The following is a 24,423-nucleotide window of genomic DNA, read 5'->3' as shown; positions in this document are numbered from 1 at the left end:
GCCTGAGCTGCCCGACGACACGGGCGGCGATCCCGAGACGGCCGAGACCGCGACGCCGGAGACGGCCGCCGAGCGGCGGCGCCGCCGCGCCCAGTTCCTGCGCGACCTCGCCGAGGCCCGCGCGCTGCGCGCCCGGGTCCAGCCGCGACGCGCCAAGGCCGCACGGCTGCGCCACGCGATGCGCATGCGGACGTTCCGCTGGTAGGGAGGACCCTTGTGAGCCCGGTGAGCACGACACTGCAGGGAAAGTTCTGGTGAGGAAGTTCCGCGTGCGCCCCGGCGTTTGGGCGGTGGGCGTGCGTGAGTGCTTGGAAAAGCCGCGTACGATCCGCAGGTGGTGGCAACGAACGCTCAAGACACAGGGAGCCGAAGACGTCCCCTGACAGCCTTGTTTCTGCCACGATTCCGAGTGGGTGGGGCTCGGAGCCCAGCTCTCTCCGCCCAAGTACCTCCGCCGGGGGGACCCCCAACCGGCACGCCTATGACCAGTGGGAGAGTCACGGTGTACTTCGCCGCACTGCTCGCGCGCACCGAAGACGGGTGGGAAGCGAGCGACACAGAGCTCGACGATGTGGAGACCCTGTCGGATCTGGCCGACCTGGCCCGGGAAGCCTCTCCCGACGAGGACACGGTGCTCGTCCTGATCGAGCAGGAGGACGCCTGGTTCGGCGTCGTCCGCGTGGACGGCGAGGACGACCCTCGCATCTACGTCTCGGATGCCGCCGCCGCCCAGCGCAGCGCGTACGGTGAGCTGCTGCTCACCGACGAGCTGCTCGGCCGGGAGCCGGGTGCCGACGACGGCCCCGATCTGGACTCCCTGGACCTCGACGGCACGGAGGACGGCGAGTCCGAGTCCGACGAGGACGACGAGGAGGGCGGCGCCGACGCGGTCCCGCACAGCCCGGTGGGCGACAGCCGGATCCTCGACGACCTGGGCATCAGCGAGAAGGAACTGCGCGCCCTGGACGCCGATGACGCGCTCAGCTCGATCGCCGAGGCGCTGGGCGCCTCGGAGGTGCTGGAGACCGTCCGCTGACCGCGGCACAGGACACGCAGGGCCCCGTGGACCCGGTACGCGACCGCTGGCGGGCCGCGATGCGGCTCGCCCTGGACGAGGCCGGACGGGCCGTCCAGGGCGGGGACGTCCCCGTCGGCGCCGTCGTGCTGTCCCCGGACGGTACGACGGTGCTGGCCGCCGGGCACAACGAGCGTGAGGCCACCGGCGATCCCACGGGCCACGCCGAGGTCCTCGCGATCCGGCGGGCCGCCGCCCGGCTCGGGGAGTGGCGGCTGGCCGGCTGCACTCTCGTGGTCACCCTGGAGCCCTGCACGATGTGCGCGGGCGCGATCGTCCAGTCGCGGATCGACCGGGTCGTCTACGGCGCCCGGGACGACAAGGCGGGTGCGGCCGGTTCGCTCTGGGACGTGATCCGCGACCGTCGGCTCAATCACCGTCCGGAAGTCGTGGAGGGCGTTCTCGCGGCGGAGTGCGCGCGGCTTCTCACCGAGTTCTTCCGGGACCGGTGACGGCGCCGCCGAATTCCGATTTCAAACCATGCCCCACCTTGCTGTAAGGTCTCCCTCGGTAGCGTGTCCGAGCGGCCGAAGGAGCTCGCCTCGAAAGCGAGTGTGGCGCAAGTCACCGAGGGTTCAAATCCCTCCGCTACCGCTCGAAGAAGGGCCCCGTCGAAAGACGGGGCCCTTCTCGTCGTAACGGTCCCTTGAGCACAGGGCGGGGCAAATGACCCGGGGCGGCGGGCCGTTGGTCCCCAAAAGGGGCGTGAAGGTTACACTCGCCGCCGGCAGCAGGGGGCCCACAGGGCGCAGACGCAGCACAGGGGAGGCCGCGGTGGCGGTGAACGCCAAGAAGATCGCCGTATACGTGCTCGTGGTCTTCGCGCTGTACGTGATCATCACGGACCCGCCCAAGGCGGCCCACTACGTCCAGATAGTCTTCGAGGGCATATCGGACGCGGCCAAGGCCATCGGCGACTTCATGACATGGGTCGCCAACGGAGGAAAGAGCTGAGGTACACCCCATGATCCGCCACCTGGTCCTCTTCAAGCTCAACGAAGGTGTCGAGCGCGACGATCCGCGGGTCGTCCAGGGGGTGCAGGCCTTCCGTGAGCTCGGCGACCGGATCGAGGAGCTGCGCTTCTGGGAGTGCGACTGGAACATCAGCGACCGGCCGATCGCCTACGACTTCGCGATCAACTCGGCGGTCGAGGACAGCGACGCCCTCAAGCGCTACCTGGAGCACCCGGCCCATCAGGCGGGCGTCGCGCTGTGGCGCGAGTTCGCCACGTGGGTGATCGCCGACTACGAATTCTGAGTCGGCCGCGCCAAGAGCCCCCCGCTGGAACGGCGGGGGGCTTTCCTATGTTTACGCCCCAACTTGTCATTGTTTGACCACAACACGGCGTAATGCGGTGCTTGCACACAGTGCACATCTCTTGTGATGCTATGACCACTTTTGACGGATGGTTGATCGATGAAGAGGTGGCGTTGACCGTGTCGGCCAGTACTGCGCCGCCCCAGGAGGAGGCGGCAGCCCCTGCCTGCGAGCCCGCTCCCGCGGCCCCCGAGAAGCGGCGCGGCGCCGACACCCGAGCCCTCACCCAGGTGCTCTTCGCCGAGCTGAAGCAGCTGACCCCGGGCACGCCGGAGCACAACCGCGTGCGGGGGACGCTGATCGAGGCGAACCTCCCGCTCGTGCGCTACGCGGCCGCCCGCTTCCGCTCCCGCAACGAACCGATGGAGGACGTGATCCAGGTCGGCACCATCGGCCTGATCAACGCCATCGACCGCTTCGACCCGGACCGGGGCGTGCAGTTTCCGACCTTCGCGATGCCGACCGTGGTCGGCGAGATCAAGCGCTACTTCCGGGACAACGTCCGCACGGTCCACGTACCGCGCCGGCTGCACGAGCTGTGGGTGCAGGTCAACAGCGCCACCGAGGACCTCACCACCCTCTACGGCCGCTCGCCGACCACCGCCGAGATCGCCGAGCGGCTGCGCATCACCGAGGACGAGGTGCTGGGCTGCATCGAGGCGGGACGCTCGTACCACGCCACCTCGCTGGAGGCCGCACAGGAGGGCGACGGACTGCCCGGCCTGCTGGACCGGATCGGCTACGAGGACCCGGCCCTGGACGGCGTGGAACACCGCGACCTGGTCCGGCATCTGCTCGTCCAACTCCCCGAACGCGAACAGAGAATCCTTCTCCTGCGCTACTACAGCAATCTCACCCAGTCACAGATCAGTGCGGAACTCGGCGTCTCCCAGATGCATGTCTCCCGGCTCCTCGCCCGCAGCTTCCAGCGACTGCGCTCCGCGAATCGCATTGACGCATAGAAGGACATCGGCGCATAGAAGGACTCGCGGCGAAGCACAGCAGGCGCACGGAAGCACACCCGCGAAGACCCCCGCATCGCAAACCCGCTCGATCCATCACCACCGCGAGCGAATCGCTCACCAGCACAGATGCCGACAGTTGAGACCCGAAAAAGCGTCAGACCCCTTCTTTCCAGGGCCGATTCGCCTCTCACATGTCGACATGTCACTACAGCGTGTTGCCGACATGTGACATTCTGCGGGAGACGCGTTTGCCGGGCCTTCGGCTCCGGTATTCAGGTGAAGGCTGCGTTGTCCGAAAGACAGCGCCGCCACGACCGTCCCGCGACCCAAAGGGGGTGGCATGTCCGCAGACCAGGGCAGCTCGAAGGTGCTGACGCCCGCGAAGAGCGAGGCTGCACCCAAGGAGCTCGACGCTTTCGACGTCCTCGACGGCATCGAGGGCGTCACGGCCCTCGATGCCGTGCCGGCCCCGCCCGCCCAGGCGGCCGCCGACACTCCGGCCCCGCCGGCGTCGGGAGACATCGACACCCGCACCCTGTCCCGCTCCCTGTTCCTGCGGCTCGCCGCACTCGACGAGGAGAGCCCCGAGCGGGCCTATGTCCGGGACACCCTGATCGAGCTCAACCTGCCGCTGGTCCGCTACGCGGCCGCGCGCTTCCGCTCCCGCAACGAGCCGATGGAGGACATCGTCCAGGTCGGCACCATCGGCCTGATCAAGGCGATCGACCGGTTCGACTGCGAACGGGGCGTGGAGTTCCCGACCTTCGCGATGCCGACGGTGGTCGGCGAGATCAAGCGCTTCTTCCGGGACACCTCATGGTCGGTCCGCGTCCCGCGCCGGCTCCAGGAACTGCGCCTGGCCCTGACCAAGGCCAGCGACGAGCTGTCCCAGAAGCTGGACCGCTCCCCGACGGTGACGGAGCTGGCCGCGGTGCTCGGCGTCTCCGAGGAGGACGTGGTCGACGGCCTCGCGGTCGGCAACGCCTACACCGCCTCCTCGCTGGACTCCCCCGCCCCCGAGGACGACGGCGGCGAGGGCTCCCTGGCCGACCGGCTCGGCTACGAGGACGCGGCCCTGGAGGGCGTGGAGTACCGCGAGTCCCTCAAGCCCCTGCTGGCCAAGCTGCCGCCCCGGGAACGCCGGATCATCATGCTGCGCTTCTTCGCCAACATGACCCAGTCGCAGATCGGCGAGGAGGTCGGCATCTCCCAGATGCACGTCTCCCGCCTGCTCACCCGGACACTGGCTCAGCTGCGGGAGGGGCTCATCTCGGACTGACCCTTCAGTTCTGACAGCCCGTCAGACACACTGGCCCGATGCTGCGAGCGACAGGGTCGGGCAGGGCGACGGGAACGGCATGGACACGTGGCCGCCGAGGCGCCGTTACGGCAGCGTCGGCGGCCGTCGTCGTCCTGGGCGGGGTGTCGGCCGCAGGCGGGGACCACGGGCCGGGCGGCGGCTACGTCGCGGTCGGCCCGGCGGGCGGTCCGGAGAAGCAGCGTACGGCGAGCACACCGACGGACCCCGTGTCACTGGTGCCACTGGACGGCAACCGGGACACGGCGGGCGTCAATCCGCCCGCGGCCACGACCCGTTCACCGCACCGGAGCAGTGGATCAACCGCCCACGACAGCCCAGCGCCGCCCCCACCGACGCCGGATACGCCGGACCCTTCCGGCAGTACGGGCGACGGACGCGGCCGCGCGGACGGCCGTACGACAGCACCCCCCGCCGCCCCGGCGACCCCAACACCCGGCCGTAGCACGCCACCCGTGCCCGCCGACCTCTCCTGGGGGAAGCCGGCGACCGACGCGGCGGACCATCGCTGGTGCCAGAAGGTGACCGTCGGCTTCCACAACTCCGGGGGTGTGGCGGTGCGTTCGGGCTCGGTGAGCTTCGGCACGCACATCATCGGCGCGCTCGGCATCGACTGGGGGACGGTCACCTCGACGGTGGACCTCCCGGCGCCGATCCCTCCGCGGACGCACAAGGGTCACACCTGGACGGTGTGCGTGGACGCCTGGCGGGTACCTCTCGGCATGCACATCGAGACGCGGGACGTCTCGGTGAAGTGGAAGTGACTCCTACTTCAGCGCCAGCCAGGCGACTCCGGCCACCACGGCCAGGGCCACGATGACGCCGATGATCACGCCGATGCGGGGGCCGGAGGAAGCGGCCGCCTGCGCCTGGCGTCCCTGGGGAGCCTCGTCGACGAACGCGCGGAACATCTGGGTGCTGCCGGCGGGGTCGTAATTGCCCTGGGGGCCCTGGGTGTTAGCCATGGCCCGAGACACTAGCGAATCCACGTGACCGACCCAAGTGCGGGGCCACCGGGACAGACGGGGGCAGCTCACCCGCACCCACCTGCGCGTTTACGGTAGCAATACTTGCCTTTGCCAAGTTTTTGCGCCGCCCCCTCCCGATTTGTTTGCCTGCAGCAACCAAACACAGCTATGGTTGCCCCAAGCAACGAATACGGGAGGTGTGATGGCCGAGCAGGCGCAGTTCGAAGAGCTGGCGCGTCAGCTCAGTGCCGTCGGCGCCGTGAAACGGGACATGGGGCGGATCCTGCCGCCCGACTGCCCGGCCGGCTCGGCCGCCGTGCTGACCCTGCTCAGCCGCCACGGAGCCATGCGCATGAGCAAGCTCGCGGAGCTGCTCGCCGTGGACATGTCGGTCACCAGCCGGCATGTCGCGCACGTCGCCGCGCGCGGCTGGATCGAGCGGCACCCGGACCCGGCGGACAAGCGCTCGCGCATCCTGCGCCTGACGCCCGCCGGCCTGGAGCAGCTCGACGATCTGTCCCGGCGGACCACGCACCTGCTGGCCGAGCGGCTCGCCGACTGGACCGACGACGAGGTGGCGCAGCTGATCCGGCTGATGTCCCGCCTGCGCGAGTCCTTCGGCGACTGCCGGTCCACCGCGTTCCGGCACCTGGCCCCCGTGGCCGCTCCCGTAGTCGAAGAGACCACCCGTACACCCGCAAGCACGTAAGAAAAGGAAGCCCATGGCAACGACCACACCAGCCGGTGTGCGGGCTCACGCCAAGCACGGGGGAGGCTCCCACGGCGACGCCCCGATGACGCACCGGCAGATCATGGAGGCCCTGTCCGGGCTGCTGCTCGGCATGTTCGTGGCGATCCTGTCGTCCACGATCGTCTCCAACGCCCTGCCGCACATCATCGGAGACCTCGGCGGCGGCCAGTCCGCCTACACCTGGGTGGTCACCGCCGCCCTGCTGTCGATGACCGCGGCCACTCCCCTGTGGGGCAAGCTCGCCGACCTGTACAGCAAGAAGGCTCTCGTCCAGATGGCCCTGGTCATCTACGTGATCGCCTCGATGGCGGCCGGTCTGTCGCAGAACCCGGGCATGCTGATCACCTTCCGGGTGTTCCAGGGCATCGGCGTCGGCGGTCTGTCCGCCCTGGCGCAGATCGTCATGGCGGCGATGATCTCCCCGCGCGAGCGCGGCCGGTACTCCGGCTACCTGGGTGCCACCTTCGCCGTCGCCACCGTCGGCGGTCCGCTGCTCGGCGGTGTCATCACCGACACGTCCTGGCTGGGCTGGCGCTGGTGCTTCTACGTCGGCGTCCCCTTCGCGGTCATCGCGCTGATCGTGCTGCAGAAGACCCTGCATCTGCCCGTGGTCAAGCGGGAGGTCAAGGTCGACTGGGCCGGCGCGTTCTTCATCTCCGCCGCCGTCTCCCTGCTGCTGATCTGGGTCACCTTCGCCGGTGACAAGTACGACTGGCTGTCCTGGCAGACGTACACGATGGTCGCCGGTTCGATCGTCCTCGGCGCGATCTTCGTGCTCATCGAGGCCAGGGCGAGCGAGCCGATCATCCCGCTGCGCCTGTTCCGGAACCGCACCATCACCCTCGCGTCGCTCGCCTCGCTGTTCGTCGGTGTCGCGATGTTCACCGGCACGGTGTTCTTCAGCCAGTACTTCCAGCTGGCCCGCGACAAGTCGCCGACGATGTCGGGCGTCATGACGATCCCGATGATCGGCGGTCTGTTCGTCTCCTCGACCGTCTCGGGGCAGTTCATCACCCGCACCGGCCGCTGGAAGGCATGGCTGGTCAGCGGTGGCGTGCTCGTCACGGCCGGTCTGGTGCTGCTCGGCCAGATCCGGTACGACACCGACTACTGGAAGATGGCCGTCTTCATGGCGCTGCTGGGTCTCGGCATCGGCATGATGATGCAGAACCTGGTGCTCGCCACGCAGAACCAGGTGGCGCCCTCGGACCTCGGCTCGGCCAGCTCCACGGTCACCTTCTTCCGCTCCCTCGGCGGTGCGGTCGGCGTCTCCGCGCTGGGCGCGGTGATGTCCCGCCGGATCACGCACTACGTCCAGGACGGCGTCGCCGCCCTGAGCCCCAAGTACCAGGCGGCCCTCGCGGGCAGCTCGGGCTCGACCGACAGCATCCCGGACATGGACAAGCTCCCGGCGCCCATCCGGACGCTGCTGGAGAGCGCCTACGGCCACGGCATCGCCGACGTCTTCTTCATCGCCGGCTGCCTCGCCGCCGCCGCCTTCCTGATCACCCTGTTCATCAAGGAGGTCCCGCTGAAGACCAAGGGCGCGCTCGCGCAGGCCGCCGAGGGCGAGGCCCCCGTCGCCGACCCGGCCGCCGCCCCTGTCGAGGCCACCCCGGAGAACGCCGTGGAGAACCCCGTGCGGGAACCCGCCCGGGAGCAGGTGCCCAGCTGGGCCGAGCCCGCCGTCCCGTCGGACCGCTTCCAGGAGGCTCCGGCCACCGCGACCGCCACCCGGCAGCTGACCGCCGTCGCCACGCTCGCCGAGTCCGGCACCGGTGGCGGCACCCCGGTGCACGGCTTCGTCCGCGGCGTCGAGAGCGCCCCGGTCCCGCAGGCCGCGGTCACCCTGATCTCGCTGTCCGGCCGCCAGCTGGGCCGCGCGGTCGCCCACACCGACGGTGGCTACGCGGTCGAGGCCCCGGGCACCGGTTCGTACGTCCTGATCGCCTCCGCCGACGGCTACCAGCCGCAGGCCTCCACCATCGTGGTGGGCGAGGAACCGCTGTCGTACGACATCCTGCTCAGCGGCACCAGCGGGCTGACCGGTGTGGTCCGGGCCGCCGACAGCGCGCTGCCGGTCAAGGACGCCATGGTGATCGTCACCGACGTGCGCGGTGACCTGCTGGCCACGGCCGCCACCGGCGAGCAGGGCGACTTCGCCTTCACCGACCTGGTGCCGGGCACGGTGACCATGGCGGTCAACGCGAGCGGGTTCCGGCCGCGCGCGCTGCCGGTCGAGATCGGCGCCACCGGCGTCACCCGGATCGAGGTCGACCTGGACGCGGGCGCCTGCCTCCAGGGGGTCGTCAAGGCCCCGCACGGTCCGCTGGCCGACGCCCGGGTGACGCTCGTCGACCAGGCGGGCAACGTGGTCGGCACCGCCACCACCGGTTCGGACGGCGCGTACGCCTTCACCGACCTGGACAGCGGCGAGTACACCGTCATCGCGACGGGCTACCCGCCGGTGGCGACGGCCCTGACCGTCTCCGGCACCGGAGTCGACGGCCACGACATCCAGCTCGCCCACCCGGGCGAGTAGTTCACCGCCGGCCTGTGGCACACGGACATCCGTGCGCCACAGGCCGGTTCCCTACGACCGATTCATAAGACTTTTTCAGGGAGTTGGCGGGATGGGACTGACCGCGAAGATCCGTACCCGGGACGGATGGGCCGTGTCGCACGCGGTCGTCACGGTGACCGACATGACCGGTACGCAGGTGCTGCGCGCCGAGGCGGACGCCGAGGGAGCCGTACGGGATGCCACCGAGCTGGCACCGGGGGCGTACACGGTGATCGTGACGGCCGTCGGCTACGCACCCGCGGCCTCCTCCGCGATCGTCACCGCTGGGGGTGCCCCCTCTGGGGGAGGGCGGGCGGAGGTCGGCACGGTCACGCTGGCCCGGCAGGGCGGCACCGAACTGCCGCCGCCCGGGCCCTGGACCATCGACCCGGTGCACTCCTCGGTCGCCGCGGTCGCCCAGCACCTGGGAATCTCCAGTGTGCACGGCCGGTTCACGGAGTTCGGCGGCACGATCGAGATCGCACCGGACGACGTCACCAAGTCCCGCGTGGAGGCGGTGATCAGGGCCGCGTCCATCGACACGGGCAACGGCATGCGTGACACGCATCTGAAGTCCGGGGACTTCCTCGACGTGGAGCGGCACCCCGAGATCACCTACCGCTCCACCGGCGTGACGACCGCGGGTCCGGACCGCTGGACGGTCCACGGCGAGCTGTCCATGCACGGGGTCGTACGACCGGTGGACCTGGACCTGGCCTACCTGGGCACCGGCGCCGACCCGTGGGGCGGCACCCGCGCCGCCTTCCGCGCCACCACCGAACTGCACCGCGAGGACTTCGCCATGAACTACAACCAGGTCCTGCAGGCGGGCATCGCGGCCATCGGCACGACACTGAAGGTGGAGCTGGACATCCAGGCGGTGCAGGGGGATTCGCTGCCCCAGGCATAGGCAGAGCAAGGGAGCAGTCAGCCGCGTTCGACCATCGCCTCGATGCCGGCGATCAGCAGGTCCAGGGCGAAGTCGAAGTCACGGTCCATCATCTCGGCGACCGTGTCCCCGCCGCAGGCGTCCATGATCTCCTTGGACTCCTGGAGGAGGTCCGCGGCCTGGGGATGCCGCTGGGCCTCGGACATGGACTGCTGGAAGTAGTCGTCGGGGGACAGCCCGGAGTCCGCGATCCGTCCCAGGAACTGGACCTCCAGCGTGCCGTAGCCGTACACGAACTGGAAGACGGCCGAGATGGCGCTCATCATGCGGTGCGCGGGCAGCCCGGTGCGCCGCACCACCCGCTGGACCACCCGGGAGTACGCCAGCGCGTTGGGGCCGATGTTGAGGTACTGCCCGGCCAGCGGCGACAGCCAGGGGTGACGCACCAGCAGCGCCCGGTACGCGGCCGCCAGCCTCCGCAGCTGGTCCCGCCAGTCCTCCGCGGTGTTCTCCGGGTCGGGCAGCGGCAGCTCGCCGAAGGCCGCGTCCAGGGCGAGCTCCAGCAGGTCGTCCTTGGTGTCGACGTACCAGTACAGGGACATGGCGGTGACGTTCAGCTCCGCGGCCAGCCGCCGCATGGAGAACTTCGCCAGCCCCTCGGCGTCGAGCAGCCGCACGGACGCCGAGGTGATCCGCTCCCGGTCGAGCCCGGAGGGCTGCCCGCCGCTCCGGCCACCCCGGCGGGCCTTCCCCTCCAGCCAGACGCTGGCTCGCGGAGGCCGACCTGCATCCTTTGCCACCAGCGCACCTTCCTAGTTTCCGGCAACTGGTCCAACCTAAAGGGGCGCGGGGCTCCGACGACATACGGCTCCGCGGCGCGGGCGAGGGAAACACGACCAACCCGCATTCGTACCCATACCCACGCCACCCGAGCTGTCAGGCGGTCTTTTCCTCCGAGGACGAAGGCGTGTTGTACACCGCATAGGCAGCCATACGGTGCACAACACGCTTTTCCGTCAGCTGTTCTTCTGCGTGAGGTCGTAGAACGTGGCCGAGCCGGCCGCGACCTTCTTGAAGTTGCTCTGGACCCAGGAGCTGATCTGCGAGGACGTGCCGGAGTTCGCACCGGCGCCCATGCCTCCGCCGGCGATGAAGTAGTGGATCCTTCCTTCGGCCACGTACTTCTTGAACTGCGCGAGCGTCGGGGACGGGTCGGTGCCGTTGAAGCCGCCGATCGCCATCACCGGGTCCCCGGTGGCGAGCTGGTAGGCGGCCGCGTTCTGGGAACCGACGGACGCCGCGACCCAGGTGTACCGGGAGTCGTCCTTCGCCAGCAGCTGCTTGGCGGCGGAGGACACGTTCGCGCCGTTCAGCAGGCCGCCGGCGCCACCGCCGCGGCGCATGCCGCCTTCGCCCGCACTGCCGCGGCCGGGGAAGCCGCCACCGGGGAAGCCGTTGCCGGGGAAGCCGTTGCCGTTCTGCGGGCCTTGCCGGCCCTGCCCGTTCTGCCCCGGACCGTTCTGCCCCGGACCGTTCTGGCCGGGACCGTTCTGGCCCTGTCCGCCGGGCATGCCGCCGCCGGGGAAGGCGCCGCCGCCCGGGAAGCCGTTGCCGTTCTGCTGCCCCTGGGCGTTCTGGCCCTGACGGCCCGGCATCCCACCGCCGAAGCCGTCCCGCATGCCGCCACCGCCGGGACCCCGCCCGCCGCCGAAGCCCATGATGCTCGCGCCCGCCGGGCCCGCCGTCGGGATGGAGCCGGTGTGCGCGGAGTCCACCGTGCTGAGGGTGTACGCCGTCGGTCCGGCGAGCGCGGCCACCAGGCCCACGGCAGCCGCCACGAGGGCCGGCCGCCGGGAGGTCCGGCCGGCGAAGACCAGGCCCACCGCCGCCGCCGTGCCGCAGATCAGCACCAGCCACTTCAGCCAGGGCAGGTAGGCGGAGGTGCGGTCGAGCAGGACGTAACCCCAGGCCGCCGCTGCCACGACGGACCCGGCGAGGGTGATCGACGCCCAGGTCTCCCTGCGCCTCTCCCACAGCAGCCCGGCACCCATGCCGACGACGGCCGCGAGGTAGGGCGCGAGGGCCACCGTGTAGTACTGGTGGAAGATGCCCGCCATGTAGCTGAACACCGCCATGGTGATCAGCAGCGAGCCGCCCCACACCAGGAACGACGCCCGGGTGACGGACGTACGGCGCAGTTTCCTGGTCGCCCACAGGCCCGCGACCAGCAGGATCAGCGCGGCCGGGAGCAGCCAGGAGATCTGGCTGCCGATCTCGGAGTTGAACATCCGGTCCCAGCCGGTCTCCCCCCACTGCCCGCCGCCGTTGCCACCGCGACCGCCACCACCGCCGCCGGGTACGACGCTGCCGGTCTCGTCGCCGCTGATCCGGCCGAGGCCGTTGTAGCCGAAGGTCAGCTCCAGGAAGCTGTTGTGCTGCGAACCGCCGATGTAGGGGCGGGAGGAGGCCGGCCACAGCTCGACGACCGCCACCCACCAACCACCGGAGACGACGAGCGCGACGGTGGCGAGGCCCAGCTGGAGCAGGCGCTTGCGCAGCTTCACCGGACCGCAGACGGCGTAGACGAGCGCCAGCGGCGGCAGGATCAGGAAGGCCTGCAGGGTCTTGGCGAGGAAGGCGAAGCCGATCGCGGCCCCGGCCGCGACCAGCCACCCGGTCCGGCCGTCCTCCACCGCCCGTACGACGAAGTAGCAGGCCAGCGCCATCAGCAGGGCCAGCATCGCGTCCGGGTTGTCGAACCGGAACATCAGCGCGGCGACCGGCGTGAGCGCGAGCACCGCGCCCGCGACCAGACCGGCCACCGGGCTGAACCGGCGCCGTACGGCCGCGTGGACCACCGCCACCGTGCCGACGCCCATGAGGACCTCGGGCGTGAGGATCGCCCACGAGTTCAGGCCGAAGATCCGGACCGACAGCTCCATCGGCCACAGGAACGCCGACGGCTTGTCGACGGTGATCGCGTTGCCCGCGTCCAGCGAGCCGAAGAAGAACGCCTTCCAGGACGTGCTGCCGGCCTGTACGGCCGCCGAGTAGAACGAGTTGGCGTAGCCGGAGGCGCTGAGGTTGTACAGGTAGAGCAGGAGGGTGGCGGCCAGCAGGCCGAAGAGGGCCGGGCGCGCCCAGCCCGGGTCCTCGGGCCGGCCGCGCCACAGTCTGCGGACGAACGGCCGGCGCGGTGCGGTCGGGGGAGCGGTCGGCGACGGGCCCCGGACGGCGGTACTGCCCCGATCGGTGGCCGGCTGGTCGTAATGGGTGGTCATCGGGGATCCCCCGCATCGGTGTCGTGAGGGCGCACCGGCTGCAGTTGCACGGTGGCGTCCCTCCAGCTGCCGTCCGCGGCTGCACCGGCGCGGACCTGGGCGGTCGTCGGACACGACGGCTGGTACGGCACCGGCCGCCGGGGCAGCGGTGCGTGCGGGGCCGTCGTCGTGCTGTGGGCCGGCGAGGACACGGCCGGTGCGGCGGTCACCGTCGGGGCGGCGCCGGACTCGCCGCGGTCCGGGAAGACCCACGCGCGGAAGAGCAGGAACCGCAGCACGGTCGCGGCGAGGTTGGCGGCGATGAGCACCGCCAGTTCGGTGGAGTGCGCGGGGCTGCCGCCGGCCGCGTCGAGGGCGGCCAGCGAGCCGCTGGTCAGGGCGAGCCCGATGCCGAAGACGACCAGGCCCTGCGCCTGGTGCCGTACGGCCCCGCCCCGGCCGCGCACCCCGAAGGTGAGCCGGCGGTTCGCGGCCGTGTTGGCGACCGCCGAGACCAGCAGCGCGAGGGCGTTGGCCGGCTGGGAGCCGGAGAAGTGCCGGAAGACGCTGTAGAGGAGGAGATAGAAGAGGGTGGACAGGCCGCCCACGACACAGAACCCGACGAGCTGGCGGGCCAGTCCCTGCGGAACGTTGGTCAGTTCACGGTCACGCGGGTCGTCACCGAAGGGCCGGGCGAGCCGGTCCAGCGGCAGTGAGCCGCCGGCCAGCGCCCTGCCGACCCGCCAGACGCCCTTGAGGTCGTCGGTCGCGGTCTTCACGATGTGCACGGTCGAATCGGGGTCGTCGACCCAGTCGACCGGCACCTCGTGGATCCTGAGCCCCGCCCGCTCGGCGAGCACCAGCATCTCGGTGTCGAAGAACCAGCCGGTGTCCTCCACCAGCGGCAGCAGCACCCGTGCCACGTCCCGCCGGATGGCCTTGAAGCCGCACTGCGCATCCGAGAAGCGCGCCTGCAGGGAGCCGCGCAGGATCAGGTTGTAGGCCCGGCTGATGAACTCCCGCTTCGGGCCGCGCACGACCCGGGAGGTGCGGGCGAGCCGGGAGCCGATCGCGAGGTCCGAGTGGCCGGAGATCAGCGGGGCCACCAGCGGCAGCAGGGCGTTGAGGTCGGTGGACAGGTCGACGTCCATGTAGGCGAGGATCGGCGCGTCCGAGGCCGACCACACGGTCCGCAGGGCCCGCCCCCGGCCCTTCTGCTCCAGGCGGACGCCGGCCACCTCGGGGATCTCCGCCGCCAGCCGCGCCGCCACCAGCGGGGTGGTGTCCGTGGACGCGTTGTCCGCGATCGTGATGCGGAAGGCGTACGGGAAGGTGCGGGTGAGGTGCTCATGCAGTCTGCGGACGCACGGCCGGAGGTCCTTCTCCTCGTTGTAGACGGGTATCACTACGTCCAGGACAGGCGTACCGGCGTCCGTGGCCGGGAGGTGCTCCCGCGCCGGCAGGGTGCCGGGAGAAGAGTGGGTTCGCATGGGAGCGACTCTCGTCAAGCGCCCTGTCGCACCCGTGTGGTGGCGCTGTGCTGTGCCTGTGAGTGCTGTTGCCAGTTCATTTCGGGCTGCGGCTGCGGGGCCAGTGCGGGCAGGTGCACGGTGAACACCGTCCGCCCCGGGACGCTGTCCACGGTGACGGCACCGCCGTGCGCGGCGGCGACGGCCTGCACGATGGCGAGCCCGAGGCCCGTGGACCCGGTTGCCCTGGACCGTGCGGAGTCCCCTCGGGCGAACCGTTCGAAGACGTGCGGCAGCAGGGCCGGCGGAATGCCCTGCCCATTGTCCTCGACGTCCACGCACATCCAGGGCCCGCGCCGCTGCACGCGCGCGGTGACGGTCGTACCGGGCGGGGTGTGCTTGCGGGCATTGCCCAGCAGGTTGACCAGCACCTGCTGGATGCGGGCGGCGTCCGCGGACACGAGCGCGGGCTCGTCGGGCAGGTCGAGCCGCCAGTTGTGGTCCAGACCGGCCGCGCGGGAGTCGCTGACGGTGTCCACGACGAGCGGAATCAGATCGGTCTGCTCGAACTGCAGCGGCCGGCCGGCGTCCAGCCGGGCGAGCAGCAGCAGATCCTCCACAAGGAGGGTCATCCGCCCGGCCTCGGACTCGATCCGTCCGAGCGCGTGCCGCGTGTCGGGCCCGACCTGCTCGCGCCCGCGCCGGGTCAGTTCGGCGTAGCCGCGGATGGAGGCGAGGGGGGTGCGCAGCTCATGGCTGGCATCGGCGACGAACTGCCGTACCCGCATCTCGCTCTGCTGCCGGGCGTGCAGCGCGCCGTGCACATGATCCAGCATCCGGTTGAGCGCGGCCCCGACCTGGCCGACCTCGGTGTGCGGATCGGTCTCCGACTCCGGGACCCGCTCGCTGAGGTTGACCTCGCCGGTGTGCAGGGGGAGTTCGGAGACGCGGGTGGCGGTGGCGGCGACCTTGCGGAGGGGGCGGGTGGCGACGCCGACGATGACCGTGCCGGCGAGGGAGGCGGCGACCAGTCCGGCCACGGTGACGCAGACCTCGACGACGACCAGGGTGTCGATGTTGTCGTCGACGTCCTTGGTGGGCAGGGCGACGTAGTAGGCGTCGCCGTTGCCGTCGGGACTCGCCTCGTAGCGGACGAGGTAGTCCCCGAGCCCGGGCAGCTCGACGGTGTGCGGCTCGGTGTCCCTCGGCACCTCGGCGAGCGCCCGCTTCTGCGCGGCGGTGAGACCGACGGAGTCCATCTGCTTGAAGCCGCCGTAACTGTCGTTCAGCTGGACGGTCTTGCCCGCGTCCGCGATCGTGCCGTTCCTCAGGTAGGCCGCGACCGTGTTGCGCTGCGTCGGGCCGCTGGTGAGGAGGCGCTTGAGTCTTTCGCTCGGCGTCAGGACGGTGTGCGACCTGCCGGGCTCCACGGGTGCGTCCGGCGCCGTACCGTTCGGGTTCGGCATGCGGCCGCCCGTCGCCCGGATGCCGATGTCCTTCACCTTTTCGTCGAGCTGGCCGTACAGATGGGTCCGCAGCGCGAGCGTGGTCACGGTGCCGATCACCGCGGACACCACGGCTATCAGCACCACGGACGCGACGACGAGCCGCGCCCGCAGGGTCCGCGGCTGTCCCGCGCGGCGTCTCCGCGGAGCCGGCCGTCGTCGCCCGCTCATGACACGGCGGGCTTGATCAGATAACCGGCCCCCCGCCGGGTGTGGATCATCGGCTCACGCCCCGCGTCGATCTTCCGCCGCAGATAGGAGATGTACAGCTCGACGACATTGGCCTGCCCGCCGAAGTCGTACGACCACACGCGGTCCAGGATCTGCGCCTTGCTGAGGACGCGCCGCGGGTTGCGCATGAGGAAGCGCAGCAGTTCGAACTCGGTGGCGGTCAGGTGGATGTTCTCCCCCGCCCGCGACACCTCGTGGCTGTCCTCGTCCAGGGTCAGGTCCCCGACGACGAGCACGGAGTCCGACCGCCGGTCGGCCGCCCCGGACCGCCGGATGAGCCCGCGCAGCCGGGCCACGACCTCCTCCAGGCTGAACGGCTTGGTGACGTAGTCGTCGCCGCCCGCGGTGAGCCCGGCGATACGGTCCTCGACCGCGTCCTTGGCGGTCAGGAACAGGACGGGCACGTCCGGCAGCTCGCGGCGCAGCCGCCCCAGCACGGTGAGCCCGTCCATGTCGGGCAGCATCATGTCCAGTACGACGGCGTCGGGCCGGAACTCACGCGCGGTCTGCACGGCTCCCTGCCCGTCCCCCGCACTCCTGATCTGCCAGCCCTCGTAGCGAAGGGCCATGCTCAGCAGTTCGGTGATCGACAGCTCGTCGTCCACCACAAGCACTCGGACGGGGCTCCCGTCCGGCCTCAGCAGTTCGGTGCGCCCCTGGGGCGAGGTCGTGGTCATGGCGGACACCTTGTCGGGGTCCTCTGAGAAGACGCTTTCCCTACTCTGTGATTTCCCTGAGAAACACACAGGCGTCTCTCAGGAATCACCTGGGAAACGCTCATTCCCGCGCGAAGACATGCGCGTGCTCGACCCTGGCGATGTGGATCGCGTACCGCTCGTACCAGCGCTCCCGGCCGCGCCGCTTGGCCGCGAGATGCGCCGGGTGGTCCCGCCACTGCTCGATCCCGGCGAGGTCCCGGAAGTAGGCGACGGAGATGGCGAGTCCGCCGGGGGTGCGGGCGGCGTCCTCACCGAGGAAGCCGGGGACTTCGCGGACGAGACGGGAGAGGTGTTCGGCGGTGCGCTGGTATTCGCCGGGGTCGTCGTCGGTACGGACGGAGGTGAAGACGACGGCGTAGTACGGCGGTTCGGGAAGGCTGGTGGGTCGTACAGGGGCTTTCGTTCGATCATTCATGGCAACCACGGTCGCCCGAAGGCCTCTTCGGGTCCATGCCCCTTGCCGAAAGGGATCCGTACGGGATCCGAGTCTTTGCCTTCGGCCCCCGGGATCCTCAGAACAGGCCCTCCGGCTGCTGGGTGAACTCCCGCAGGGGGAAGGGCGTTTCAGCGGCCCTGGGAGCCGTGGGGGACACCAGCGCCCAGCCGGTCATGAGGCGGGTGTCGAGGACGACGACCCCTCGTCGGCCTCCGGCGACCGCCAGATGCAGATCGGGCCCGGCGGCCGCGACCAGCTCACCGCTCACTGCGCCACCCGGGACGAGCTCCACCACTTCCCCGAGGGCGGCTGGAGCACCGGCGAGCCCGAACACCCGGATGTGGTCGACCACTTCGCAGGGCTCGGGCCGCAGGGTCTCCGGCCATCCACTGAGCGCGCCGGCCCGCGCATGCAGCTCCCGCAGCTCCGCCGCACGCTCCGCCTCGGTCTGCGGCAACGCCGACCGCACCGCCCGCTTCTCGGCGTACGGAATCCGGTCCGGCACCTGGAGCGCGGCCCGCAGCAGCTCCTCGGTGCGCCGGGCGGCCATCAGCGGTCCGGTGCCGAGCCAGCTGAAACAGACGGCACCCTGCTCCAGCAGCCGGGCCGAGCCCCGCTCGACCGCGGTGATCCCCACCTTGACCATCCCGGGACCGAACCACGCCAGATACACCCGGTACGGCCGCGGATCATCGGCGATCGTGTCGGCGGCCACGGAGTGCGCCCGGTCCAGCCGCGCGCACTCCTCGCACCGGGCCCCCGTACTCCGCCCCGGCACCACGGCCCGCACCGGGCAGGCATGTCCCCGCGCCCCGACGCACTGCCGCGCCGAGCCGTCCGCGACGGCGAACGCGACCCGCTTCCCCCGGGGCAGGGCACTGCGCCGCCCGCCGTCCCACATCAGCACGGGGCCGTCCGGCGTCCAGCGCAGTCCCGCGCATGTCCATACGTGTGCCATCACCGGTGAGCGTAGAGGCCGGGTCCGACAGTGCCCGGGGACGGCCCCGCGGAGGCAGCCGACGGGAGTGCTGAGCCGCCCGTCGCGGGCCAGGCGCATGACGAAGGCCCCGGATCTCTCCGGGGCCTTCTCAAGAGCGGCCGGCTCACTCACTCAGGAGTGAGCAGCGGATCTCGTGGGTCAGCGGACGTCGACGTAGTCGTAGGCGTCGGCGACGGACGAGTTGCTGTTGCCCGCGTAGTGGAAGCGCCAGGTGCCGTCCACGGAGGCGGTGACCGTGGTCTTCGCGTAACCGCTGGAGGAGGTCGTCACGGTCTTGACGGTGCTGTAGGTGCTGGTGCCCGCCTTCTTGAACTGCAGCTGGACGGGCTGGCTGCCGTAGCCGTAGTACTTCATGTTGCTCCAGCTGGCGCGGTTCAGGGTGCCGGAGACCGTGATGGTCCTGCCCTTGGCGACGGGCTCGGGGCCGGCGTTGAAGCCGCTGAAGCTGCTGGCGCGCTTGATCCAGTGGTTCTTGTAGAAGTCGTTCTCGTAGGAGTCGCCGTCGTTGGCGGACGCGAAGACGGTGACGTTCCACTTGCCGTTCAGCGAGCTGTCCCACAGCCCGTCGGCCTCGCCCGGCTTGGCCGTGATGGTGAACTTGCAGGTGGCGGCGGTCGCGCTCCAGTAGTCGCAGCTCTCGGCGCCGTTCTCGTTCCAGAGGAAGCCGTCGACGTCGCCGCCCTCCAGGTCGGTGCCGTGCCACAGGGCGACGTCCACGCCGTGCTGCTCCGGGTTGACGCCCGACGGGTCGGTCACCGTCACGTAGACGTTGAACGACTTCGGCGACAGACCGACGACGACGTCCTTGTTGGCGTTGACGGTGACCTTGGTGACCTGGATGTCGCCGTCCGTCTCGGTGGCGGGCGACGCGGCGACGGACTGCTTGCTCGGCGCCTGGTGGGCGCTCTTGAACTGCTCGGCCTGTGCGGCAGCCGGGTTTCCCTCGGCGTGCGCGGCCGGGACGGCCAGGGCGGTCAGGGCGGCACCGGAGAGGGCCGCGGCGGCCAGGCTGGCACGAATGCGCATGTTGTTCCCCAAGTGAGGAATGGGGCCCGAGCGAGGTGGGGGACTCGCGAGCCCGACGGGTCTGAGGAGTCTGGCGACTCTTACCTGAGACTTACTGGAACGTTGAACGGTTGTACGGGAAATGGAAGTTTTCTCGACCGGTTTCACCGCCCCGGTGGCCTACAACCTTCGCGCCGGGCCGCGGGTCTCCCCTGCGTCCGCCCAGCCCGCGCCCGAGGGGACCCCATCATGCACAAACGCCGCAGTCTGGTCCTGGCCACCGCGACCCTCGCCGCCCTCGCCGGCGGACCGCTCGCCGTCCAGGCGGCGGCCGCCGCCCCCCGGGTGGAGAACGACTTCAACGGCGACGGATACAGCGATGTCGCCGTCTCCGCGCCCGGCGCCGAGGTCTCCGGACATCCGGGCGCCGGTGCGGTCGCGGTGTTCTACGGCTCCCCGACCGGCCCCTCTCTGGAAGGCCGCACGATCCTCAGCCAGGACTCGCCCGGATCCGCGGGTGCCGCCGAGGACACCGACCTGTTCGGTGCGGCCACCGCGCCCGGCGACTTCAACTCCGACGGGTACTGGGACCTGGCGGTCGGCACGCCCAAGGAGGACACCGACGCGGGGGCCGACTCCGGGGCCGTGCACATCTTCTGGGGCTCCCCGCACGGCCTGACCGGCGGGGCCGGCGTGCCCAACCCCGCTCCCGGCCCGCAGGCGAGGTTCGGCGCCTCGCTGGCCGCGGGTGACTTCGACGGTGACGGCAGGACGGACCTGGCGGTCGGCTCGGCCTCGGCCACCCTGCGCGTCTTCTCGCACGGCATCGCCGCGAACGGCACCCCCGGCAGGGTGGCGGCAGTCCCCCTGCCCCTCCACACCGGCGTCTCCGCCGGCATCCTCAACCTCACGGCCGGCAGGGTCGACAAGGACGGCTGCACCGACCTCGTGGTCGACGGCCAGAGCCGCAACATCTCGGGCGGCAAGCACCACAACGTGAACTACTACCTCCCCGGCGCGGCCGGCGGTTTCAAGGCGTCCGGCGCCAAACTGCTCCCCGGCGGCATCAGCGGGGCGATCGGCGACCTGAACGGCGACGGATACGGCGACATCGTCACCGGTGTGTGGTGGGCCGCCGCCGGGCCCAAGCAGCTGGCCGCCGGCAAGGTGATCATCAACTACGGCTCGCCGAGCGGGCCCTCGGGACGCACCCAGAGCATCGACCAGAGCACCGGTGCGGTCCCGGGCGACCCGGAGAGTCTGGAGCGCTTCGGCGACGCCGTCTCGGTCGGGGACGTCGACGGCGACGGCACGAAGGACCTCGCCATCGGCACCCCGCGCGAGAGCTTCGCCCTGCGCACCACCACCTTCCCCGACGTCGGCACGGTCATCGTCCTGCGCGGCACCGCGAAGGGCGTCGACACCTCGTCCGTGCAGAACCTGCACCACCTCGTCCCGGGCATGCCGGGCGTCGACGAGCTGGGCGCCCGCTTCGGCGGCGACGTACTGCTGTCCGACCTCAACGGGGACAGGAAGGCCGACCTGACCGTCGGCTCCCGTTACGCGACCGCGGGCCGCGGCATGATCACCACGCTGCCCTCGAACGACGGCAGGATCGTCGTCCAGGGAGCCTTCCACGCCAGCGTCAAGGACGCCGGGCTGTCCTGGAGCGGCTACCCGCAGTTCGGCGGCGGACTGCACAATTCCCGCATCACATCGACGATCTCCCACTCCGGAGACCAGTAGCCCCTGCGAGGCCGGCACCCTCCCTGCTTGGGTCCCCGACTCCCTTTCCCACTCGAATGACGCATCTGCATATGACGACGACATGACCAGCTGGCAATCCTGAAGACGTCGTCGCAGAGCGCGAGACATGAGATCGAGGAGAGTGACCGACCGATGCCGGACACCGCGACCGACTTCCAGAACCAGCTGATGGCCCAGATCGCCAAGCTGCAAGCAGAGAACGACCAGCTGAAGAAGGAGAACGAGGACCTGAAGAAGAAGCAGGAGGGCGGCGGGGGCAGTACCAACGGCCAGGCCGGCCAGAAGGAGCCCGTCCAGCTCACCGCGTCGGACACGAAGGGCACCGTCTCCGGCCTGGCCAGCGGCACGGGAAAGGCGACCCTCCTCGACAAGAACGGCAACCCGATCGTCGGCGAGAAAATCGTCTTCAAGGTCGGTGACACGCTGGTCGGCACCGGCGTCACCGATGCCAATGGCACCGCGACCGTGAACTCGGGGTCGTACCTCGGGGACCCCGTGTTCTGGTTCAAGGCGGTCACCAGCGGATACAAGGCCGTCTACAACGGCAATGGGAAGTATTCGCCCGCGGAGGCTCACGCCGCTGTGACACCCGCCTTCTCATGACACGGCAAGCCCCGGCCGGCCGTTCCGCGGACAGACCGAGTGCCGCCTGACCAGAGGTCACGGCAACCGACGTGTCCGACCACTGCCGAGCCGGCGACCGGCACCGAGCGCAGCCCCCGGCCTTCCCGATCACCCCACGATCGGGAAGGCCGACTCGCGATCCGGCCCTGTCACCTGTCCGGCGCTCCCCTGTCGCGACCGGGAACAGGGTGGCCAAGCATGGACGTGAACCCAAGGCGCTGCGCGCTCCCGCCCGCCTTGCACCCCTCGTCCACGGCAATGCCGAAACCGGAGGAACGCCCATGCCCATCACGCCCGTACGACCTGTACCGCCCGCGGACACGCCGCAGGTGCTCGTGCACTCGGTCAGCGGCCTGTTCATCACACCGATCGGTCATACACATGACCCCGGAGAGGTACGGCTGTGGCGGGGGGACTTCCGCACCAGCAACAAACAGGACATGTGGGAGTTTTTGCCCGCCGACGAGGAAGGACTGTGGCGGATCAAGAACGGACGGGACGATCTGTACCTGACCGTCAGGGACAAGCACCCGAAGGCGGTCGTCTACCAGGACCGCTGGAACGACAGCCACAAGGGGCAGCTCTGGCGGATGATCCAGGCCGACCCCGCCCAGGCTGATGTGGTCATCGCTTCGGCGCTGGACGAACGACTGGTGATCTCGCCGGTCGAGGGCTGCCATTGGGCGGAGACCACCCTGGAAGTCGACCAGGTCGGACCGTACTCGGACCAGTTCTGGCGCTGGCGCACCCCGCGCGGCTGACCCGGCGACGGGCCACGACCGGACGCCTTCGGCGACACGGCCCTGCCAAGACACGTTCCTGGCAGGGCCGTCGTGCGTGCGTGTCGCCGTTGCCGTCGGAGTCGCCGTCAACTCCGGCCTCAGTGCCGTCCGAGCGTCGGCCGGCATGGATGCGAAGTGCCAGGCACGGCCTGTCACGAGGTGACGATGGAGATGCCGTCTCCGAGCAGTTTCAGCCCGAGGACGAAGAACAGGGCGGCCATCACGGCGACATTGTGCTGAGCTGCCCAGTCTTTCCAGTTTCCGAGCGTGGTCCTGGCCCGTTCTCCACCGAGGAGGTAAACGCCGAGCGGGACCAGCAGGCCGAGCGTGGCGATCACGACGAAAATCGCCAGTGATGCGATCTGCTGCCCGACCGGAAGACCGGCCGAGCCGATGGCGGCCCCCGCGGCGATGGTCAGCGGCGCGTTCTTGGCGTTGAGCGCGGCCAGGGCCGTTCCGAGCCCGAAAACCTTGACCGGCGTGAGGCGGTCGATCGCACCCATCCACTTCGGCAGCTTCGCCTGCGAGGGATCCTTGGGGCGCCGCCGCCACTGCCGGGCGCCGAAGAAGACGAGGAGCAGGCCGAGTGCGAGCTTGAGAGCCCCGACCCAGGTGGCCGGTTGCTTGTGCGCGGAGGCGCCCGCCGGGGAGGCGACCGCCAGCATCACGGCGCCCAGCACCGAGAGTCCGAGGATCCAACCGACGGTGAAGAGGATTCCGTTGAGACGTCCTCGGGGCGTGGCGAGAATGAGGATGACGGCGATGACCGGAAGCGGGCTGACCGCGACGCCGGCCGCGAAACCCAGCACGTCACCGAGAACTGCGCCCATGGCTGCCTCCAACTGGGGTCGGGTGGCGATCCCGTTGAGCAATGGTCCGGCGGGGGGAGGCGAGTGCCCCGGCCGTCTGCCCGGCGCGAGGGGTTCTTGTGCAAAAGCTGTGGCCCAGTCCCATCTTCCTGCGCCCGGTTCGATCTGTCCTGGCAGCTGTCCTCGGCGGCTTCGGCTCGTGCCGCGTTCCTCAGCGGCCGAGATGCAAGGCCGGGCCTCCGTTGTGAGCATGGAGGGGTGGGGCGATGGTGCCCCGGTTTCGGGTGCTTGGCGGCCCTCACACCGATCCGTGGCAGGAGAGTTTCACGATGACTGCAACGGCACGAGCGAATCAGTCGGCCCACCCCGAACGTCCGGGCAGGTCGGACGGGGTATGCAGCGAGTTCACCGTGTTCACCGAAATCAAGCCCGGCCATGCGGATGCGTTGCGGAAGGATCTCGCCGCAATGGCCGACGTGGCGGATGACGAGAGGGTCCATGCGGCGGTCCGCCAGATCGGCACCCTGCATGACGCACGGCACGTGATCTTCGACAACGACACCCGGTTCATGTTCGCCAGCGTCTTCGACGGCTCGTGGGACGCGTACATCGACGACTTCGCCAAGACGGTGGTCGGGGAGCGCTTCGACAAGGTCTTCTCGCACAGCGTGGGGTTCCCCGGCGTCAAGGATCCCGGGGTGAAGGACTGGTTCGTGGCCCATCAGGCGCCCGCAGGAGTCTTCGTCAGCGCCTATCCCGATCTGACCGTTCAGCAGATCTACAAGGACCACCGCGTGGAGGAGGCGTTCGAAGAGGTGCTGGACACCCCCGAGTTCCGCGCGGCGCTGGAGAACCCGGCCAACGCGGAGCTGGTGAACACACCCGCCTTCCAGAAGCTGCTGGAAGAAGCCTCCGCCTAGAACCCGGGCACAGCTGTCCCGCAGAGTTGTGCCCGCTTCGGTGAACAGC

At 70.3% G+C, this 24,423-nt stretch carries 25 protein-coding genes and 1 tRNA gene; 16 read left to right on the top strand and 10 right to left on the bottom strand.

The window, feature by feature from the left end:
• The first annotated feature begins 7 nt into the window (after positions 1 to 7).
• From ACIGXP_RS12085 to ACIGXP_RS12045, 9 genes are all read left to right on the top strand, one after another.
• Complete coding sequence (locus ACIGXP_RS12085) at positions 8 to 205, top strand: hypothetical protein (RefSeq protein ID WP_363216408.1); 198 nt, start codon at positions 8 to 10, stop codon at positions 203 to 205.
• 297 nt (positions 206 to 502) lie between these two features.
• On the top strand, positions 503 to 1,036 hold the full coding sequence (locus ACIGXP_RS12080) for a hypothetical protein (RefSeq protein WP_363216407.1): 534 nt from the start codon (positions 503 to 505) through the stop codon (positions 1,034 to 1,036).
• Between the two features lie 59 nt (positions 1,037 to 1,095).
• Positions 1,096 to 1,527 carry a tRNA adenosine(34) deaminase TadA gene (gene tadA / locus ACIGXP_RS12075; protein WP_399767249.1) on the top strand — a complete coding sequence of 144 codons (432 nt, stop codon included), beginning with the start codon at positions 1,096 to 1,098 and terminating at the stop codon, positions 1,525 to 1,527.
• 57 nt (positions 1,528 to 1,584) lie between these two features.
• Positions 1,585 to 1,669: transfer RNA gene (locus ACIGXP_RS12070), tRNA-Ser, on the top strand.
• A 180-nt stretch (positions 1,670 to 1,849) separates the two neighbouring features.
• Positions 1,850 to 2,029, top strand: coding sequence for a hypothetical protein (locus tag ACIGXP_RS12065; protein WP_363216403.1), 180 nt, complete (start codon positions 1,850 to 1,852; stop codon positions 2,027 to 2,029).
• Positions 2,030 to 2,039: 10 nt separating this feature from the next.
• Entirely contained in the window at positions 2,040 to 2,333 is a 294-nt protein-coding gene (locus ACIGXP_RS12060) for a Dabb family protein (RefSeq protein ID WP_363216402.1), read from the top strand.
• Between the two features lie 131 nt (positions 2,334 to 2,464).
• Positions 2,465 to 3,355 (top strand): RNA polymerase sigma factor SigF, encoded by an 891-nt coding sequence (locus ACIGXP_RS12055; RefSeq protein ID WP_363216401.1) that lies wholly within the window; start codon positions 2,465 to 2,467, stop codon positions 3,353 to 3,355.
• A gap of 343 nt (positions 3,356 to 3,698) precedes the next feature.
• Positions 3,699 to 4,637 (top strand): RNA polymerase sigma factor SigF, encoded by a 939-nt coding sequence (locus ACIGXP_RS12050; RefSeq protein ID WP_363216400.1) that lies wholly within the window; start codon positions 3,699 to 3,701, stop codon positions 4,635 to 4,637.
• Between the two features lie 494 nt (positions 4,638 to 5,131).
• Positions 5,132 to 5,440 (top strand): hypothetical protein, encoded by a 309-nt coding sequence (locus ACIGXP_RS12045; protein ID WP_399767083.1) that lies wholly within the window; start codon positions 5,132 to 5,134, stop codon positions 5,438 to 5,440.
• A 3-nt stretch (positions 5,441 to 5,443) separates the two neighbouring features.
• Here ACIGXP_RS12045 and ACIGXP_RS12040 read toward each other — a convergent pair whose 3' ends face one another.
• Complete coding sequence (locus tag ACIGXP_RS12040) at positions 5,444 to 5,641, bottom strand: hypothetical protein (RefSeq protein WP_363216398.1); 198 nt, start codon at positions 5,639 to 5,641, stop codon at positions 5,444 to 5,446.
• A 205-nt stretch (positions 5,642 to 5,846) separates the two neighbouring features.
• On the opposite strand from ACIGXP_RS12040, the gene ACIGXP_RS12035 reads away from it, so the two are divergent.
• The 3 genes from ACIGXP_RS12035 to ACIGXP_RS12025 all read left to right on the top strand — a co-directional run bounded on the left by ACIGXP_RS12035 (position 5,847) and on the right by ACIGXP_RS12025 (position 9,868).
• On the top strand, positions 5,847 to 6,353 hold the full coding sequence (locus tag ACIGXP_RS12035) for a MarR family winged helix-turn-helix transcriptional regulator (RefSeq protein WP_399767079.1): 507 nt from the start codon (positions 5,847 to 5,849) through the stop codon (positions 6,351 to 6,353).
• 13 nt (positions 6,354 to 6,366) lie between these two features.
• Positions 6,367 to 8,937, top strand: a complete 2,571-nt coding sequence (locus ACIGXP_RS12030) for a DHA2 family efflux MFS transporter permease subunit (protein WP_399767076.1) — start codon at positions 6,367 to 6,369, stop codon at positions 8,935 to 8,937.
• Positions 8,938 to 9,028: 91 nt separating this feature from the next.
• Complete coding sequence (locus ACIGXP_RS12025; protein WP_399767073.1) at positions 9,029 to 9,868, top strand: YceI family protein; 840 nt, start codon at positions 9,029 to 9,031, stop codon at positions 9,866 to 9,868.
• 17 nt (positions 9,869 to 9,885) lie between these two features.
• Here the strand turns inward: ACIGXP_RS12025 and ACIGXP_RS12020 are convergent, their stop codons facing one another.
• The 8 genes from ACIGXP_RS12020 to ACIGXP_RS11985 form a co-directional block, all read right to left on the bottom strand.
• Positions 9,886 to 10,647 carry a TetR/AcrR family transcriptional regulator gene (locus ACIGXP_RS12020; protein ID WP_399767070.1) on the bottom strand — a complete coding sequence of 254 codons (762 nt, stop codon included), beginning with the start codon at positions 10,645 to 10,647 and terminating at the stop codon, positions 9,886 to 9,888.
• Positions 10,648 to 10,863: 216 nt separating this feature from the next.
• Positions 10,864 to 13,128, bottom strand: coding sequence for a glycosyltransferase family 39 protein (locus ACIGXP_RS12015; RefSeq protein ID WP_399767067.1), 2,265 nt, complete (start codon positions 13,126 to 13,128; stop codon positions 10,864 to 10,866).
• On the bottom strand, positions 13,125 to 14,597 hold the full coding sequence (locus tag ACIGXP_RS12010) for a glycosyltransferase (RefSeq protein WP_399767064.1): 1,473 nt from the start codon (positions 14,595 to 14,597) through the stop codon (positions 13,125 to 13,127). The genes ACIGXP_RS12015 and ACIGXP_RS12010 overlap by 4 nt, the downstream gene beginning before the upstream one ends.
• A gap of 14 nt (positions 14,598 to 14,611) precedes the next feature.
• Complete coding sequence (locus ACIGXP_RS12005) at positions 14,612 to 16,252, bottom strand: ATP-binding protein (protein WP_399767061.1); 1,641 nt, start codon at positions 16,250 to 16,252, stop codon at positions 14,612 to 14,614.
• Positions 16,249 to 16,989 carry a response regulator transcription factor gene (locus ACIGXP_RS12000; protein WP_363216390.1) on the bottom strand — a complete coding sequence of 247 codons (741 nt, stop codon included), beginning with the start codon at positions 16,987 to 16,989 and terminating at the stop codon, positions 16,249 to 16,251. Before ACIGXP_RS12000 ends, ACIGXP_RS12005 begins: the two co-directional genes overlap by 4 nt.
• Before the next feature lie 100 nt (positions 16,990 to 17,089).
• Positions 17,090 to 17,446, bottom strand: coding sequence for an antibiotic biosynthesis monooxygenase family protein (locus ACIGXP_RS11995; protein ID WP_399767057.1), 357 nt, complete (start codon positions 17,444 to 17,446; stop codon positions 17,090 to 17,092).
• 97 nt (positions 17,447 to 17,543) lie between these two features.
• A complete protein-coding gene (locus tag ACIGXP_RS11990) occupies positions 17,544 to 18,425 on the bottom strand; it encodes a DUF2797 domain-containing protein (protein WP_363216388.1) in 882 nt (293 codons plus the stop codon).
• A 180-nt stretch (positions 18,426 to 18,605) separates the two neighbouring features.
• On the bottom strand, positions 18,606 to 19,493 hold the full coding sequence (locus ACIGXP_RS11985; protein WP_399767053.1) for a calcium-binding protein: 888 nt from the start codon (positions 19,491 to 19,493) through the stop codon (positions 18,606 to 18,608).
• Between the two features lie 228 nt (positions 19,494 to 19,721).
• Here ACIGXP_RS11985 and ACIGXP_RS11980 point away from each other — a divergent pair, with 228 nt between their 5' ends.
• The 3 genes from ACIGXP_RS11980 (at position 19,722) to ACIGXP_RS11970 (ending at position 22,624) form a co-directional block, all read left to right on the top strand.
• The gene (locus tag ACIGXP_RS11980; protein WP_399767050.1) at positions 19,722 to 21,218 is read left to right on the top strand and encodes an FG-GAP-like repeat-containing protein; all 1,497 of its coding nucleotides are present in this window, start codon (positions 19,722 to 19,724) and stop codon (positions 21,216 to 21,218) included.
• Between the two features lie 153 nt (positions 21,219 to 21,371).
• Entirely contained in the window at positions 21,372 to 21,842 is a 471-nt protein-coding gene (locus ACIGXP_RS11975; RefSeq protein WP_399767047.1) for a hypothetical protein, read from the top strand.
• Positions 21,843 to 22,144: 302 nt separating this feature from the next.
• The gene (locus ACIGXP_RS11970) at positions 22,145 to 22,624 is read left to right on the top strand and encodes an RICIN domain-containing protein (RefSeq protein WP_399767044.1); all 480 of its coding nucleotides are present in this window, start codon (positions 22,145 to 22,147) and stop codon (positions 22,622 to 22,624) included.
• 173 nt (positions 22,625 to 22,797) lie between these two features.
• Here ACIGXP_RS11970 and ACIGXP_RS11965 read toward each other — a convergent pair whose 3' ends face one another.
• A complete protein-coding gene (locus tag ACIGXP_RS11965) occupies positions 22,798 to 23,475 on the bottom strand; it encodes a GAP family protein (RefSeq protein WP_399767041.1) in 678 nt (225 codons plus the stop codon).
• Positions 23,476 to 23,921: 446 nt separating this feature from the next.
• On the opposite strand from ACIGXP_RS11965, the gene ACIGXP_RS11960 reads away from it, so the two are divergent.
• On the top strand, positions 23,922 to 24,374 hold the full coding sequence (locus ACIGXP_RS11960; RefSeq protein ID WP_399767038.1) for a hypothetical protein: 453 nt from the start codon (positions 23,922 to 23,924) through the stop codon (positions 24,372 to 24,374).
• Positions 24,375 to 24,423: the final 49 nt, after the last annotated feature.

This window comes from Streptomyces sp. NPDC053069, assembly GCF_044546895.1.
In the GTDB taxonomy this organism is placed as follows: Bacteria; Actinomycetota; Actinomycetes; order Streptomycetales; family Streptomycetaceae; genus Streptomyces.
The sequence above is the reverse complement of the archived record's forward strand: the minus strand, read 5'-3'. Positions and strand labels throughout refer to the sequence as shown.

Excerpts from the sequence above, each read along its gene's own strand:
- tadA (WP_399767249.1), top strand. The coding sequence starts at position 1,096 with ATGCGGCTCGCCCTGGACGAGGCCGGACGGGCCGTCCAGGGCGGGGAC.
- ACIGXP_RS12060 (WP_363216402.1), top strand. The coding sequence starts at position 2,040 with ATGATCCGCCACCTGGTCCTCTTCAAGCTCAACGAAGGTGTCGAGCGC.
- ACIGXP_RS12055 (WP_363216401.1), top strand. The coding sequence starts at position 2,465 with ATGACCACTTTTGACGGATGGTTGATCGATGAAGAGGTGGCGTTGACC.
- ACIGXP_RS12050 (WP_363216400.1), top strand. The coding sequence starts at position 3,699 with ATGTCCGCAGACCAGGGCAGCTCGAAGGTGCTGACGCCCGCGAAGAGC.
- ACIGXP_RS12040 (WP_363216398.1), bottom strand. The coding sequence starts at position 5,641 with ATGGCTAACACCCAGGGCCCCCAGGGCAATTACGACCCCGCCGGCAGC.
- ACIGXP_RS12035 (WP_399767079.1), top strand. The coding sequence starts at position 5,847 with ATGGCCGAGCAGGCGCAGTTCGAAGAGCTGGCGCGTCAGCTCAGTGCC.
- ACIGXP_RS12030 (WP_399767076.1), top strand. The coding sequence starts at position 6,367 with ATGGCAACGACCACACCAGCCGGTGTGCGGGCTCACGCCAAGCACGGG.
- ACIGXP_RS12025 (WP_399767073.1), top strand. The coding sequence starts at position 9,029 with ATGGGACTGACCGCGAAGATCCGTACCCGGGACGGATGGGCCGTGTCG.
- ACIGXP_RS12015 (WP_399767067.1), bottom strand. The coding sequence starts at position 13,128 with ATGACCACCCATTACGACCAGCCGGCCACCGATCGGGGCAGTACCGCC.
- ACIGXP_RS12010 (WP_399767064.1), bottom strand. The coding sequence starts at position 14,597 with ATGCGAACCCACTCTTCTCCCGGCACCCTGCCGGCGCGGGAGCACCTC.
- ACIGXP_RS12005 (WP_399767061.1), bottom strand. The coding sequence starts at position 16,252 with ATGAGCGGGCGACGACGGCCGGCTCCGCGGAGACGCCGCGCGGGACAG.
- ACIGXP_RS12000 (WP_363216390.1), bottom strand. The coding sequence starts at position 16,989 with ATGACCACGACCTCGCCCCAGGGGCGCACCGAACTGCTGAGGCCGGAC.
- ACIGXP_RS11995 (WP_399767057.1), bottom strand. The coding sequence starts at position 17,446 with ATGAATGATCGAACGAAAGCCCCTGTACGACCCACCAGCCTTCCCGAA.
- ACIGXP_RS11990 (WP_363216388.1), bottom strand. The coding sequence starts at position 18,425 with ATGGCACACGTATGGACATGCGCGGGACTGCGCTGGACGCCGGACGGC.
- ACIGXP_RS11985 (WP_399767053.1), bottom strand. The coding sequence starts at position 19,493 with ATGCGCATTCGTGCCAGCCTGGCCGCCGCGGCCCTCTCCGGTGCCGCC.
- ACIGXP_RS11980 (WP_399767050.1), top strand. The coding sequence starts at position 19,722 with ATGCACAAACGCCGCAGTCTGGTCCTGGCCACCGCGACCCTCGCCGCC.
- ACIGXP_RS11975 (WP_399767047.1), top strand. The coding sequence starts at position 21,372 with ATGCCGGACACCGCGACCGACTTCCAGAACCAGCTGATGGCCCAGATC.
- ACIGXP_RS11970 (WP_399767044.1), top strand. The coding sequence starts at position 22,145 with ATGCCCATCACGCCCGTACGACCTGTACCGCCCGCGGACACGCCGCAG.
- ACIGXP_RS11965 (WP_399767041.1), bottom strand. The coding sequence starts at position 23,475 with ATGGGCGCAGTTCTCGGTGACGTGCTGGGTTTCGCGGCCGGCGTCGCG.
- ACIGXP_RS11960 (WP_399767038.1), top strand. The coding sequence starts at position 23,922 with ATGGCCGACGTGGCGGATGACGAGAGGGTCCATGCGGCGGTCCGCCAG.